The organism is Myroides odoratimimus, from assembly GCF_004337635.1.
In the GTDB taxonomy this organism is placed as follows: Bacteria; Bacteroidota; Bacteroidia; order Flavobacteriales; family Flavobacteriaceae; genus Flavobacterium; species Flavobacterium odoratimimum.
Map to the genome: position 1 here is coordinate 125,263 of NZ_CP037427.1, position 14,634 is coordinate 139,896.

A 14,634-nucleotide genomic window follows, 5' to 3' on the forward strand; every position below is an offset into this window, starting at 1 on the left:
GTGATTTTACTTTGCAAGCTTTTTTGAATATTTTTTTTATAAAATTTCAGCTACCACAAATGTGCTCCCCCCTATATATATCAAGTCCTCAGCACCTGCTGTCTCCTTCGCTTTTGCGTAAGCATTTGGTATTGAACTACAAACCTCTCCCATCAAACCAAACTCTCTCGCTTTAGTAGCTAAAATCTCAGGTTCTAGCCCGCGTAAATTATCTGGTTTAGCAAAAAAATATTTTGCTTCTTTGGGCAATAAAAGAAGGATAGAATCTAAATCTTTATCATTCACTACACCAAAAACAACATACAAATTGCGGTAATTTTCGTGTTTTAGCTGATTCATCACGATAGTTAGCCCATGAGAATTATGTGCAGTGTCTGTAATTATCTTCGGATTCTGACCTAAAACTTGCCATCTACCCAATAATTTTGTGTTCTGTACTACATGAAGAAGTCCTTCTACTTCGGCTTTTTCTGTTATTTCGAATGATTTTCTTAGTAATTCTATAACTTGTCTTACAGTTCGGATATTAGATTTCTGATAATCTCCTTTTAGATCTGATACTAATGTGTTATCTATATAGGCATCTTGAGCAAAATGGATATCTACAGACATCTCTTTTGCCTTATTTATAAATACAGGTTGTGTATGCTCGTTATACTCTCCTATCACTACAGGTACACCTTTCTTTATAATACCTGCTTTCTCACCTGCGATAGCTTCAAGTGTATCTCCTAAGAATGCTGTGTGATCCTTACCTATATTAGTAATTACAGAAATCAATGGATGTATAACATTAGTCGCATCTAGACGACCTCCCATTCCCACTTCGATTACAGCTACGTCTACTTGCTCCTGTTTAAAGTATTCAAAGCACATGCCTACTGTCATCTCAAAAAAGCTCAAAGAGTTCTCTTCAAAAAAGGGTTTATTACGTCTAATAAAGTCGATTACAAAAGATTCTGATATCTCTACCCCATTGATCTTGATACGCTCTCTAAAGTCCTTTAGATGTGGAGAAGTATATAACCCTACCTTATATCCTTCTTCTTGTAGAATAGAAGCGATCATAGAAGAGGTAGACCCCTTTCCATTAGTACCTGCTATATGTATCGTCTTCAGACTATCTTGAGGATTGCCTAAATGATTAATTAGTTTTATTGTATTGGATAAATCTGCTTTATAAGCTATTGCCCCTTTTTGTTGATACATTGGCAATTGATTAAACATCCATTCTAAGGTTTCTTGATAATTCATATTCAAAAAAATAGGACTACTGTCCTACTTTAAAATTAATAACTATAAATCCGACTTGAATATTCGGTGCGTTGTCATCTGCTTTCCATCTAAATGTCTTGGCAGTAGCAATAGCTGCATCTGTAAGACATTTAGCAGAGTTAGTTGTCCCTTTAGTATGTTGTGCAGATACGACCTTTCCGCTCTTATCTACTCTTATCTCCACTACTACAGTTCCTACCTCATTACATTCAGGTACTACTTGTCCTCTATTGGCTAATGCACGTCCATTCAGTCCCCAACTAGTACCGTTACCACTACCATTCCCCTTACCGCTACCATAAGTAGAGTTAGAGTAAATATCTCCATCTAGCTTTCCTTGATCTCCTCCTTTAGTAGAGCTCCCTTGTCCTTCAGACTTTTCTCCAGCTGTCTTTGGCCCATTAATAAGGCTAGCTAGAGCATCTGTTGTACTTTGACTAGGTTTTGGATCAGGTTTAGGTTTGACAACTTCTTTTTTAGGTTCTTCTTTTGCTTTTGGCTTATCCTCCGTTTTCTTTACTACAGGAACATCTACCTTATTTTGAGTAACAACAGGCTCAGCTGTTGTCTCAATAGGAGTAGCTACTTCAGGCTCTGGTTCCATAGCGATAGGTTCAGTTGGTTGTACATCCCCTTTCCCTACTTCGCTATTCCCAAAGTTAATAGCAATCTCCCCACCTAATAAATAAGGTTCTTCTTCCTGAACAGGAGTTATTATTTTATAAAAGAAAAACAACAAAAAAAGAAGTACAAAAACTGTTGAAGTAATTGCAAAAGCCTTTTTTTCACTTTCTGTTTGTAATATCTTCATACCTACTTTGGTTCCACTGCTAATACAATCTTATAATTATTGCGATAAGCAATATCCATCACAAATACTGCATCCTCTACAGGTACACCTTTAGCGACATGCAATACTACATTAGGATTTTCTATTCTATTTAATTTATTTTTCAGTCCCTCTTCTAGTTCTTCCGGCATTACTTTTAGCTCATTGATATAATAGTTAGACTGATCATCTACACTCACAGCTACAGTCTCCACTACATCAGCCTTACCATCAGAATTAGGAAGTATTAAATCTAGTGCGTTAGTACTCGTCATCGTAGTAATAGCCACCATAAAAAATATAAGCAATAAGAATACGATGTCTGTCATCGACGACATATTAAACTCTGCGGATACTTTATTTCTACCTCTTATGTTCATTATGCAGGATCATTTAATAGGTCTAAAAACTCTACTGCATTTGCCTCTAACTGATGTACAATCTTATCTATCTTACTCACTAAGTGATTATACCCAACATACGACACAATACCTACGATCAATCCAAATACTGTAGTCATCATCGCAGTATAAATCCCCTCTGATAATACACTCATATCTATACGAGCAGAGCTAGCTGTAGACATCTCATGGAATGCCATCACCATCCCTACTACAGTTCCTAAGAATCCTGTCATTGGTCCTGCTCCAGATAATGTTGCTAACAGATTAATGTTCTTCTCCATCTTATACACTTCTAACTTCCCTGCATTCTCTATCGCAATATTAATATCCTGAAGAGGTTTCCCTATTCTAGATATTCCTTTTCCGATTAGGTGAGATACGGGTGTATTTGTGTTTGCACATAGAAGTTTAGCTTGATCTATCTTTCCTTGAGATAAGAACATTTTTATCTGAGCCATAAAGTTATCATCTATCTTAGACGCATTTTTTATAGCAAAGAAACGCTCTAAATATAGATACAGAGCCATGAATAGCATGATAAAAATAATAATCATAATAGCCTGCCCTATCGGCCCACCACTAAAGATAATCTCGCTAAGAGCTAGTTCTTTTTTAACGGCTGCTTCTCCAGCTTCTGCTGCATTAGCTAATTTCTGTGCTACTGCTGTTGTATCCACTTGTAAGAAATGAAACATAAATAATCTGAGTTTTAAAATTTTAAAAGTCTTTTTTCTGTTGTTCTATATTGTGCAAAATTGATATAGATTATTCTCATTCTATAATCTCATTTACTTCATGATAACGAAAAAAAATGAGATTTAATATTCAAAATATCAAAAAAAGTGAGATTTTGTCTTTATAATCATTTGCCATTATAGTTCAAAATGAGTTCAAAGATAAAATGTTTGTATGTATAATTATACATAAATGCTATATTCTTTATATAACATTCATGCTAGTCATTATCCTAGGGTTATCACCTACTAATTAATACACTCGTATACAATACAATGCAAACATAATCTTCATCTTCTAAATAAGCTAATTTACCTGTGTATATACCTCGTGAATTCTACCTGAACTATGATCATACTTGGCTCCAGTAACACTAGCTAAGACATTCACTTCATCTCTCAATTTTAGTACTCCTAGTAAACCAAATATTATTGCTTCTTTATAATCAATCACTTCATCAGAAGGTTTTTCAAACAAAATACCTTTTGCGTGTGCCTTAATCCTACTAACTAAGTAATCATTTTTAGCTCCGCCTCCTGTGACTAATACACGCTGTCCTTCTTTAACACCGATACCTGCTGCAATTTGGATAGCAATATGCTCTACTAGCGTAGCTAAATAATCTTCTACAGATAAGGTGTATTTATTAAGAATAGGTTTTATATAAGCATTTAAGAACTCTATCCCCAATGATTTAGGCGCAGACTGCTTATAGAAATCAAGTGCATTTAATTCTCTTAGCAGGTCTTCATTAATCGTTCCTTCTGAGGCAAGCATTCCTTTATCGTCATACTCTAAGCCAAGTTTGGCCACTTGTTCATTAAGCAATGTATTCACTGCACTAATATCATAGGCTAATCTATAATTAAGCCTTCCTTCAAAAGAAATATTAGCAAATCCTCCAAGATTAAGGCAAGCCTCGTATTCACTAAATAACAAGCTATCTCCTATAGGTACTAAAGGTGCTCCCTGTCCTCCTAAAAGAACATCTTGTACTCTAAAGTCACATATTACCTTCTGCTGTATTAAGTCAGCTAGTATAGGCATATTCCCTATCTGTAAGGTATAGCCTAGCTCTGGCTTATGAAAGATAGTATGACCGTGTGAGCATACAGCATCTATATTCTCTATCGTTTTATCTTTAATGAATTGATTAATCACAGTGGCTAAATAGGTGGTATAGCGTACATCTAATATTTCTATTTGTTTACTATCTAGATCGATTGCATTCTTTAATTGTTCTTTCCACTGAGCACTATAAGCGACAGTATCAGTACAGTGAACCTCAAAACTCCACTTACCACTTTCACAATTAAAAGTGATATAAGCCAGGTCTATTCCATCTAATGAAGTACCTGACATAACTCCGATGATATTATATTGGTATTTATTCATAGTATAAAGATTGGGTTTTTACTATAATCTACAAAGGTTTAAGGTATAATATTCATTACATTATTCACTTATCAATATAAGTTCTTTAAAATAACAAACATTGTTTCGCCCAAAAATAAATTATAATCATTTTATGCATCAAATTTAAACAGAATCTAAATTGAATAATTGTTTTAAATCAATTATATTTGAGAGCTACAAAAATTAGAACAACTAAAAAATTAAGAGACTATAAATGGATTTTAAATTTACAGAAGAGCAATTGATGATTCAGCAGGCTGCTCGCGACTTTGCTCAAACAGAATTATTACCAGGTGTAATTGAAAGAGATGAACATTCTAAATTTCCAACAGAACAAGTTAAAAAACTTGGTGAACTAGGATTCTTAGGAATGATGGTAGATCCTAAATACGGAGGTAGCGGATTAGACAGCGTATCTTATGTATTAGCTATGGAAGAAATTGCAAAAGTAGATGCTTCTGCTGCTGTAGTTATGTCAGTAAATAACTCATTAGTATGTGCTGGTTTAGAGAAATACGCTAGTGAAGAACAAAAACAAAAATACCTAGTACCTCTAGCTTCAGGACAAGTAATCGGTGCATTCTGTTTATCAGAGCCAGAAGCAGGGTCAGATGCTACATCTCAAAAAACTACTGCTGTAGATATGGGAGATCACTATCTACTAAATGGTACTAAAAACTGGATCACGAATGGTAGTACAGCTGACTACTATATCGTAATCGCTCAAACAGATGTAGAGAAAAAACACAAAGGAATCAATGCATTCATAGTTGAAAAAGGTTGGGCTGGTTTTGAAATCGGAGCTAAAGAACAAAAAATGGGAATCAGAGGATCTGATACACATTCATTGATGTTCACAGACGTAAAGGTTCCTAAAGAAAATAGAATCGGAGAAGACGAATTCGGATTTGCATTCGCAATGAATGTATTAAACGGAGGACGTATCGGTATCGCTTCTCAAGCGTTAGGTATCGCTCAAGGTGCTTACGAATTAGCATTAAAATATTCTAAAGAGCGTAAAGCTTTTGGTACTGAAATTATCAACCACCAAGCAGTTGCATTTAAATTAGCTGATATGGCTACTCAAATCACTGCTGCTAGAATGCTTTGCTTCAAAGCTGCTGCTGAGAAAGATGCAGGTCAAGATATCTCATTATCTGGTGCTATGGCTAAGTTATTCGCTTCTAAAACAGCAATGGATACAACTATCGAAGCTGTACAAATCCACGGAGGTAATGGATATGTAAGAGAATATCACGTAGAAAGAATGATGCGTGATGCTAAGATCACTCAAATCTATGAAGGTACTTCTGAGATTCAAAAGATTGTTATTTCTAGAGCTATTGCTAAATAAGCATTACTCAATCCTTATAAAAAAGGCTATTAACCAATTGTGTTAATAGCCTTTTCGTATTTATTGTACATTGACCTTTATGGGTAATTTAAATGTTGTCGGGACACGTCTGCCATTCTGAGAACCAGGTTGCCACTGAGGTATTGTTTGAAATACAGCTATAATATCTCCCTTTAAATAAGGTGGTAGATATCCTTGTACACTCTGAATAACAATATCAGAGAATGTACCATCTATATCTACTGTAAAGTTCACATTAAAACGATACTGCTCACCTTGATTTAAATAATGATCTAAATTAAGTTTATTAATCATATTTGCTCTAAAAGTCTCTTCCCCTTCATATGGACTTGCTTCTATTATCAAAGAAAAAAAAGGTTTACCATACTCTTCCTCCATGTATTCAATATTAGTATCCGCACTGTTAGAACTAACTTCTTCACCAGAAGCTGTAATTATTTCTTTCTCAGGACTAACAGTTATATCAGTAATACTAGTATCATATTCTATAATATCCCCTCCTACTACTCCTACTTGTGTAATATCAGCTGGCATTTGGTTGTTAAACCTAACTCTTGGACCTTCAAAATAGTTTCCTAAAGGAATTTCTTCTACAGGTACATAGTCAATTATAGGACTTGTTAATAGATAATAAGCTTCGACAGTGTTAGCTAAGTCATTATTACTATCTGGAAGAGGAAGTAAGGGACAAAATACAATAGTTTCATCTTTTCTATTAGAATCAGAAGTAAACAAATAAGAACTACCAATAACACCTAGACATAAGAATACACTTACTCCTAAAGCAAACAACATGATTTTAGCATCACTTTGTTTGGGATGAAAAGGGCTATAATATAATTTTACCGTACTCATAATCTTCTACTTACGTTATGTAAAAATAGCGTTTTTAAGATTAACAAATACCTTATAAGCAAAAAAAGACCTACTGTAAATAGTAAGTCTTTGTTTAAAACGTATTAAACATTGATTCGTGAGAATTTTCTTTTCTCTTTTTCATATAATTTAATCTGTACGATTCTACTTAAAGGGCAATAAACACCGCTAATCACCTAAACCAAAAATACAAACAAAAAGTTAAATACAAAACAAAAAACAACATTAATACCAAAAAAGATATACTTAAACAAAAACAGTTAAAAATAAACTTTAGCAAAGACTATTGCTTTTAACACAATCATTGAACTCTCTTTTGTAATTTTACACCAAACTTTATCTATACATGAAGCCACCTAAATCTATAAAAGCGAAGATTCTCTTTCTATACTTTACGCTATTTGCAGCTGCATTATTCTCTGGAGCGTATATTTATAAAGAGGCTAAAAAATTTACTATTCCTGAGGAGCATGTAATTGAAGAAAATAATAAAATCTTCTTAGTTACTAGTGCTATCAATAACCTATACAGTAGTGAAGCTTATAGTAGAACAGCTATTCTGAGTGGTAATAGTAAAGATATCAAGCTCTATTATAAAGAGCTCGACACCATCGTTAAGCAAATTAACTTGGTACAAACACATGTACAAGATCCTATTACAGTAGTGAAGCTTGACTCTGTTAAAGACCTACTTTCTCGTAAAAAAGTCAGTTTTGAAAACATTATCAAAGCTAGAAAAGATCTTTCTGCTGAAAACAAATACACTGAGGCTTTCTCTGAAATCTACAATATCCGTGAAGAAATAGAGAAAAACATACAACCTATCGTAATCCAAAGTAAAGAAAAGGAGAAAAGAAGTGGTTGGGCAAGGTTATTCAAAGGAGATCATACTGATACTATTAAAACAACTATTAACTATCCTAGTATATCTGACTCTATTATCAATGCAATGGAGCGTATCCTTATCGCTACACAAGAGAAAATCAATGACAAACAAAACAACTTGCTCAACCAAGAACAACGTTTACTGAAAGAAAACAAGATTATCACTGATCAGCTAAGAGGTATCCTACAGAATGTAGAACAAAATATACTTACACTATCTTATCAAAAGATCAATGAGTCAAAATCTAGAATTAGCGCTGCTTCTACCAATATCGCGTATATCGGAGGGACTGCACTAATCGTAGTTTTAATACTAGGGTGGATTATCATTAGGGATATCAATCAAACACAGGAATACAGAAATGCATTAGAAAAACTAAATAAAGAGAATGAAGTGCTACTGCGCAGTAAGTCTATGCTGCTCGCTACAGTAACTCATGATTTACAGACTCCTCTAGGGGGACTTATTGGTTTTACTGATTTATTAGATCAAACAAACCTTGATAACAAACAACAGAAGTACGTTAACAACATTAAGTCTTCTTCTAAGTATATCACAAATTTAGTCAACGACTTAACAGATTTCTCTAGATTAGAGAACAACAAAATAAGTATACAACAGAAAGCATTCAACCCTAAAGAACTAGTAGATAACACATGTAATATACTAGTGCCTAATGCTGAGAACAAAAACATAAAATTAAATTGGTCAATTGAAGATAGCTTAAATAGCAACTTTGTCTCAGATCCGCATCGTATAAAGCAAATACTAACAAACTTAGTCACTAACGCAATCAAGTTTACACAAGAAGGAGGAGTGAATGTTAGTGTTACGAAAGAAAAAGAATATATAGTCTTTAAAGTTTCTGATTCTGGAATAGGAATAGCAGCTAACCAAACTAAGAATATCTTTAACGAGTTTCAACAAGCTCATGATGGAATAGAAAAGAAATTTGGAGGTACTGGATTAGGACTTAATATTTCTAAAAGAATGATTGAATTATTAGGAGGAACTATTCATGTAGAGAGTATATTGAATGAAGGATCTACCTTCACCTTTACAATACCTATTATAGAAGCTGAAGAAGACACCAATATAATTGTACACACCAATGACTTACAATCTGTATTCCAATCTCTTAATAGGATAAATATAGTTGTTATAGATGATGATAAAGTACAGTTACAATTGATGGAAGAGATTCTTTCTCCTTTATTTAATAAAGTCACTGTAACTTTCGATCCTACATCCATAGAAGCTATTTTAAAAGAAGATCAATACAATTTGATACTTAGTGATATTCAGATGCCTAAGATGGACGGATTTGAGCTTATAAGTCATTTAAAGAAAAATACTGATTTTAAGACCATTCCTGTTATAGCACTTTCTGGTAAAAGAGATATTACAATGGAAGAATTCACTCAAGCAGGGTTTGCTTCTGCGCACCCAAAACCATTACAGCTTACAGAGTTACTAATTCTAATTTCTAATATTCTTAATCTTGACTATCAATTAAACAGTTCTAGAACTAAAGAAAAGAACATTGAAGACGCTAATAATCAAACAACAATAAGTGCTACTTATAACACGAATACACTAAAACAATTTATTGGAGATGATCTTAATGCTTTAAGGAACCTTCTAGTAATCTTTATAGAAAGTACAGAAGAGAACCTATTAGACATGCATTATGCTGAAGAAGATTTTGACTTAGAACAAATTGGAAATATAGCTCATAAAATGCTACCTATGTTCAGACAACTTGAAATTACATCCATTATACCTCTTCTAGAAGTACTAGAAGATAAAACAATAACTTTCGAAACTCAACTTGAACTAAGAAACTATATTGAGGTATTGGAAGATAAAATAAACTTAATACTTACTCAGATAAAACAGAATCACTTAGAAGAATAACTAATCAAAAAGCCCCTTAATACGAATATTAAGGGGCTTTATATATAACAATAATCTTGTCTATTATTTCAAACTAGCAACTGTTGTTAGCTCATCTGATTCTAATGTATAATCAATTGAATCAAACTCAAATCCAAACAAGTTGAAGAAGTCTTTTCTATATCCAGCTAAATCAGAAATAGCTTCGATATTCTCTGAAGTTACCTCTTCCCATAACTTAGCTACTGCAGATTGTACATCTTCTCTCATCTCCCAATCATCAACACGAATACGTCCTTCTGTATCTAAAGCTAAACTACCTCCATATAAACGATCAGCAAATAAACGTTGCATTTGCTCAATACATCCTTCATGAATATTTTTCTCTTTCATTACTTTATATAATAATGAAATATATAAAGGAACAACAGGGATAGCAGAACTTGATTGAGTAACTAAAGCCTTATTTACAGAAACATAAGATACACCATTAAGATCTTTAAGTAAATCATTAATTACTGGTACCGTAGCCTCTAAATCATTTTTAGCCATACCTATAGTACCATTTCTATAGATAGGGTAAGTTAATTCAGGTCCTATATAAGAATAAGCAACTGTTTTAGCTCCATTTGCTAAAACACCCGCTGCTTTTAAGTCTTCAATCCAGAATTTCCAATCCTCTCCCCCCATTACAGCAATAGTGTTATCAATATCGCTTTGTTCCTTAACAGGATCAATACTAATATTAGATACAACACCTGTATGGAAGTCTACTGTTTTATTAGTGAAAGGTTCTCCGATAGGTTTTAATACTGAAGCATAAGCTACACCAGTCTTTGGATGAGTTCTACGTGGCGAAGCTAAACTGTAAACAACTAAATCTACTTGACCTAAGTCTTTTTTAATTAGCTCTATAGTTTCTTTCTTAATTTCGTCAGAAAAAGCATCTCCATTAATACTCTTTGCATAAATACCAGCCTGTTTAGCTTGCTCTTCAAAAGCTGCAGAATTATACCATCCTGCTGTACCTGGTCTACCTTCTGTACCTGGTTTTTCAAAGAACACACCAATTGTAGCTGCATTAGAACCAAAAGCAGCAGAAATACGTGAAGCTAATCCAAATCCTGTAGAAGCTCCAATTACTAATACCTTTTTAGGTCCGTTTACTATTTGTCCTTTAGACTTAACATATTCGATTTGCGTTTTTACATTCTCTGCACATCCTTCTGGATGAGAAGTTAAGCAAATAAATCCTCTAGTTCTAGGTTGTATAATCATTATAAATCTTTTTCTACTTAGTTGAATTTAAACCAAGTTGCAAATTACGCATTTTATCACAACAATACATATTTATTATTATAAAATAACATATCTACAAATTCCTCATCTTCAACAAGAAACTTTAATTATGAGATAAAAACACACATGATATCGGGTATCACCAACAGCCATTAAAGTCATAAGCGTATCAAACCAAAAAGGTTATCGCTTAAAACGATATCTTAGTACCAATAAATCAAAATATACGACCTATGGCTGTCAATGGATTACCCTTTATCTTAGACCGTGGTTGTGGATTAGATGTTCACAAAGACACAGTTGTAGCTACCATTAAAGGTAGTGATTTTGAAACAGAAACAAGAACATTCTTAACTTTTACAGATGATCTTTATGAATTAGTAGCATGGTTACAGAGTTACTCCATAACAGAGGTTGCAATGGAGAGTACTGGAGTTTATTGGCGTCCTGTCTATTGCATCTTAGAAGATTATTGCCATGTTATTCTTGTTAACGCTCGCCATATCAAAAATGTTCCTGGACAGAAAACAGACAAAAAAGATAGTGAGTGGATTTGTAAATTATTACTCTCTGGTTTACTTAAAGGTAGTTTTATACCTGAACAAGAAATACGAGAATTAAGAGAACTATATAGACACAGAAGAAAACTTGTTTCTTCTCGTACAGCCGAGAAAAACAGACTGCAAAATGTATTAGAGTCTGCTAATATAAAATTACGTAGTGTAGTTAGTGATGTATTTGGAGTAAGTGCAATGCAAATGATTCAAGCTATCATTCAAGGACAAACAGATCCAGAAATATTAGCAAATTTGGCAAAAGGTTCTTTAAGAAATAAGCGAGTAGAGTTAGTCAAGGCTTTAAAAGGAAATGTAACCAAGCATCATATTTTTATGCTTAATCTCATACTAGAATCCATTAATAATATCAACTTACAAATAGCACAATTAGAAGCTCAAATGGAACAGTATAGATTTAGTATGCAAAAAGATGTAGAATTACTGGAAACTATTCCTGGGATATCAAGACAATTAGCTTTAAGTGTACTAGGCGAAATTGGTAATGATATGTCTTACTTTCCAGACCATCAAAATTTAAGTTCTTGGGCAGGAGTATGCCCTGGTAATAATGAAAGTGCAGGTAAAAAGTATTCTACAAGAATAACACAAGGCAATAAATATCTTAAAGCCTCTTTAGTTGAAGCTGCTTGGGTTGCAATACGATCCAAAGACAATCCCATATTTGCAGTAAAACATTATCATATTTCTAATCGTAGAGGAAAGAAAAAGGCCACTATCGCTATAGCTCATAAATTACTAATCGCAATATATCATGTACTAAGAGATAAAGAACCATATCAATTACACACTCAAGACAAAAAAATACTAGAACATAGAAGAATTAAAAAAATAGAGAGATTTCAATTAGAAATAGAAAAACTTAAAAATATACATATACAATAATCTAATTTATCAAGCTTTAATTATATAGTGAGAGAGAAAAACTAAACGTCTTGAATATATTAAGATCGTCCTTTTTTTGGTGGTTAAACTCCCCGAGATAAAAACTGATATCAGACGCTAAGAACCAACAGTTGATGCCTTTGAGCTCGTAGAAAAAATTATACTCCTTATTTTAAGCATTGATCTTTTAATCTATTGTAATATGTAAATATCTTAATAAAGGCCTTTTATACATTAGGCTTAATACTTTATTGTCTGATGATTAATAATACCTATAGACTTTCAGAAAAAAAAGAACCCCTGGTACAAAGTGAATATAATCATCTTTAAAAAATGCTACTGCACTTTTACCAGTATCAGCATTTTCTTTAACCTCTTTTGCAAATGTTTTAAAACAACAGTAAAAATATGGTGCATAAAATATTCCAAACGGCATCCCTAAATAAACAAATGTTTCTTCTTCAAAAAAGAATCTCACTAGAATAGTTACTGTACAATGAAGAATCATAAATAGTAAAAACCAATTTAAAATTCTCTGAGAACTTCTTTTACTAACTAATCTATTATTTATAAAGTAAGATATACATGCGAAAACGATTGCTGCTGATAAAATAAGTATGTATAAATATTCTTCCATAACTTATCCTTACGCTACCAAACTTCTATACCCTGATGGTGTCTGGCCAACGAAATATTTAAAATATTTATTAAAAGTTGACTTACTACTGAATCCACACTCATCTACTATCGCCTCAATAGTCAAGTTCTGTTTCTTTTCTATTAAAAATTTCGCATGGTTAATTCTATACTTTGCTAACAACTGATAGAAACTAGTATTCATATCGTGATTGATAACTTCTGACAAGTGATGTTTACTCATCTCAACTTCTTTAGCCAAATGATCTAAAGAGAAATTAGTATCCAAATACTCTTCTGAGTTTTCAAAGTATTGAATAATGCTCTCTACTTGACCACTCATTTCTTTCTCTAATGCATCAGTAACAACAACATTCAACACTGGAGCATCTATAATTTTATTTGTTACCTCCTTAATTTCATTTTCAACAGTTTCTTCTGAACGACTAACAATCAAAGTAAGTGTCGAAAACAAAATAGCAAAGAAATCTATTCCACCAAATAAGAAAGAACTTGTTACTCCATAGCTCTTATCAAATAAATCCATTAGGAAATAGAAAAAACAAATTACAGTACCAGCAACAGCATAAAAACTAAAAAAGCTAATAAAGTTAAATGCCTTATAACTTAAGTTCTTTGCGTGTACTGAGTTTATATTTTTACAAATAGCAAATAGATATCCTACCAAAAAAAGTAGGTTAACAATCTCATATAGCATTGTCATTTCACTAAAAGCTAATAATAGTACTCCTAAAGTACCTACAAAATGTAATTGTAATTTATTAAAGATATTGACCTCTGTACGGTCATATTTTATCATAACGTATATGATAGGTAGGATGAAGTATCCAAACGTAATATTAATATTGATTAGCGATAATAAAAACTGCAAAGCCACTAATACAATAGTTAGCTGCACTATCTTTTCGAAGATAGCTTTATCACTTTTTGCGTTATAAGGATTACTCAAAAATTTCATGCGTTAGGTGGTGTTAATGCAATGCTTTGGAAGCTGCCCTCAACGCACAAGATCATACGCCACATATTGATACAATATGTGGTACATGCCTAGATAAGTGGGGACTTAAATATAAATATTCGCATATTCATATTTTTCTCTAAAGCAGTGCAAATTTATTACTTATTTCTTACTTAAAAACATTTTTTAACAATGCAAGATCAGTTTTGTGAAAATCATATATATAAACTTAAAATGACGAACAAAAAACAACCATTACACAATAAATTATTAAACTTTATTTACCAATCATGTTTAAGTAAAGAAAATAATAAACCAAATTACCCTTATTTTGTAAATATTACTAAAAATATTATCGCAAAATCCGATTATTAGGTAATTCAAGCTCCTATTTTTGTTACATGATATATATCATACTTTATTTTTTAGATATATTATATACCTTATAAGTATACTTTACACAAAAATGAATGGTTAACTTCTGTAAATAAGACAACAAGACATCTAAAAAGTCACATATTTAAAAACATGAAACAAGAATATTTCGCATACAGTCACACAGCACAAT

General features: G+C 32.6%; 12 protein-coding genes. 3 read left to right on the forward strand and 9 right to left on the reverse strand.

The genetic code is table 11. The features are described from left to right. Positions 1-36: 36 nt before the first annotated feature. From E0Z07_RS00575 to E0Z07_RS00595, 5 genes are all read right to left on the reverse strand, one after another. Positions 37-1,254 carry a bifunctional folylpolyglutamate synthase/dihydrofolate synthase gene (locus tag E0Z07_RS00575; protein WP_131540141.1) on the reverse strand — a complete coding sequence of 406 codons (1,218 nt, stop codon included), beginning with the start codon at positions 1,252-1,254 and terminating at the stop codon, positions 37-39. Between the two features lie 16 nt (positions 1,255-1,270). After that, positions 1,271-2,086 (reverse strand): energy transducer TonB, encoded by an 816-nt coding sequence (locus tag E0Z07_RS00580; protein WP_131540142.1) that lies wholly within the window; start codon positions 2,084-2,086, stop codon positions 1,271-1,273. 2 nt (positions 2,087-2,088) lie between these two features. After that, complete coding sequence (locus E0Z07_RS00585) at positions 2,089-2,484, reverse strand: ExbD/TolR family protein (protein ID WP_131540143.1); 396 nt, start codon at positions 2,482-2,484, stop codon at positions 2,089-2,091. Further along, the gene (locus E0Z07_RS00590; protein ID WP_025124723.1) at positions 2,484-3,203 is read right to left on the reverse strand and encodes a MotA/TolQ/ExbB proton channel family protein; all 720 of its coding nucleotides are present in this window, start codon (positions 3,201-3,203) and stop codon (positions 2,484-2,486) included. Before E0Z07_RS00590 ends, E0Z07_RS00585 begins: the two co-directional genes overlap by 1 nt. 346 nt (positions 3,204-3,549) lie before the next feature. Further along, on the reverse strand, positions 3,550-4,638 hold the full coding sequence (locus E0Z07_RS00595; protein ID WP_131540144.1) for an anhydro-N-acetylmuramic acid kinase: 1,089 nt from the start codon (positions 4,636-4,638) through the stop codon (positions 3,550-3,552). A gap of 235 nt (positions 4,639-4,873) precedes the next feature. Between E0Z07_RS00595 and E0Z07_RS00600 the strand changes: the two genes are divergently transcribed. Continuing rightward, complete coding sequence (locus tag E0Z07_RS00600; protein ID WP_131540145.1) at positions 4,874-6,013, forward strand: acyl-CoA dehydrogenase family protein; 1,140 nt, start codon at positions 4,874-4,876, stop codon at positions 6,011-6,013. Between the two features lie 60 nt (positions 6,014-6,073). On the opposite strand, the gene E0Z07_RS00605 is transcribed toward E0Z07_RS00600, so the two are convergent. Beyond that, positions 6,074-6,889 (reverse strand): hypothetical protein, encoded by an 816-nt coding sequence (locus E0Z07_RS00605; RefSeq protein ID WP_131540146.1) that lies wholly within the window; start codon positions 6,887-6,889, stop codon positions 6,074-6,076. Positions 6,890-7,256: 367 nt separating this feature from the next. On the opposite strand from E0Z07_RS00605, the gene E0Z07_RS00610 reads away from it, so the two are divergent. After that, positions 7,257-9,713 (forward strand): hybrid sensor histidine kinase/response regulator, encoded by a 2,457-nt coding sequence (locus tag E0Z07_RS00610; protein ID WP_006258679.1) that lies wholly within the window; start codon positions 7,257-7,259, stop codon positions 9,711-9,713. Positions 9,714-9,776: 63 nt separating this feature from the next. On the opposite strand, the gene fabV is transcribed toward E0Z07_RS00610, so the two are convergent. Beyond that, positions 9,777-10,970: an enoyl-ACP reductase FabV gene (gene fabV, locus E0Z07_RS00615; RefSeq protein ID WP_006258680.1), complete on the reverse strand. Its 1,194-nt coding sequence runs from the start codon at positions 10,968-10,970 to the stop codon at positions 9,777-9,779. 254 nt (positions 10,971-11,224) lie between these two features. Here fabV and E0Z07_RS00620 point away from each other — a divergent pair, with 254 nt between their 5' ends. Beyond that, positions 11,225-12,451, forward strand: coding sequence for an IS110 family RNA-guided transposase (locus tag E0Z07_RS00620; RefSeq protein WP_006261804.1), 1,227 nt, complete (start codon positions 11,225-11,227; stop codon positions 12,449-12,451). 262 nt (positions 12,452-12,713) lie between these two features. Here the strand turns inward: E0Z07_RS00620 and E0Z07_RS00625 are convergent, their stop codons facing one another. Then, entirely contained in the window at positions 12,714-13,088 is a 375-nt protein-coding gene (locus E0Z07_RS00625) for a hypothetical protein (protein WP_233446003.1), read from the reverse strand. 9 nt (positions 13,089-13,097) lie between these two features. Continuing rightward, positions 13,098-14,066: an AraC family transcriptional regulator gene (locus tag E0Z07_RS00630; protein ID WP_006261814.1), complete on the reverse strand. Its 969-nt coding sequence runs from the start codon at positions 14,064-14,066 to the stop codon at positions 13,098-13,100. Positions 14,067-14,634 lie beyond the last annotated feature (568 nt).

Bases quoted from the DNA above. Each gene is read 5' to 3' on its own strand.
- E0Z07_RS00630 (WP_006261814.1), bottom strand. From the start codon at position 14,066: ATGAAATTTTTGAGTAATCCTTATAACGCAAAAAGTGATAAAGCTATC.
- E0Z07_RS00600 (WP_131540145.1), top strand. From the start codon at position 4,874: ATGGATTTTAAATTTACAGAAGAGCAATTGATGATTCAGCAGGCTGCT.
- E0Z07_RS00580 (WP_131540142.1), bottom strand. From the start codon at position 2,086: ATGAAGATATTACAAACAGAAAGTGAAAAAAAGGCTTTTGCAATTACT.
- E0Z07_RS00585 (WP_131540143.1), bottom strand. From the start codon at position 2,484: ATGAACATAAGAGGTAGAAATAAAGTATCCGCAGAGTTTAATATGTCG.
- E0Z07_RS00595 (WP_131540144.1), bottom strand. From the start codon at position 4,638: ATGAATAAATACCAATATAATATCATCGGAGTTATGTCAGGTACTTCA.
- E0Z07_RS00590 (WP_025124723.1), bottom strand. From the start codon at position 3,203: ATGTTTCATTTCTTACAAGTGGATACAACAGCAGTAGCACAGAAATTA.
- fabV (WP_006258680.1), bottom strand. From the start codon at position 10,970: ATGATTATACAACCTAGAACTAGAGGATTTATTTGCTTAACTTCTCAT.
- E0Z07_RS00610 (WP_006258679.1), top strand. From the start codon at position 7,257: ATGAAGCCACCTAAATCTATAAAAGCGAAGATTCTCTTTCTATACTTT.
- E0Z07_RS00605 (WP_131540146.1), bottom strand. From the start codon at position 6,889: ATGAGTACGGTAAAATTATATTATAGCCCTTTTCATCCCAAACAAAGT.
- E0Z07_RS00625 (WP_233446003.1), bottom strand. From the start codon at position 13,088: ATGGAAGAATATTTATACATACTTATTTTATCAGCAGCAATCGTTTTC.
- E0Z07_RS00620 (WP_006261804.1), top strand. From the start codon at position 11,225: ATGGCTGTCAATGGATTACCCTTTATCTTAGACCGTGGTTGTGGATTA.
- E0Z07_RS00575 (WP_131540141.1), bottom strand. From the start codon at position 1,254: ATGAATTATCAAGAAACCTTAGAATGGATGTTTAATCAATTGCCAATG.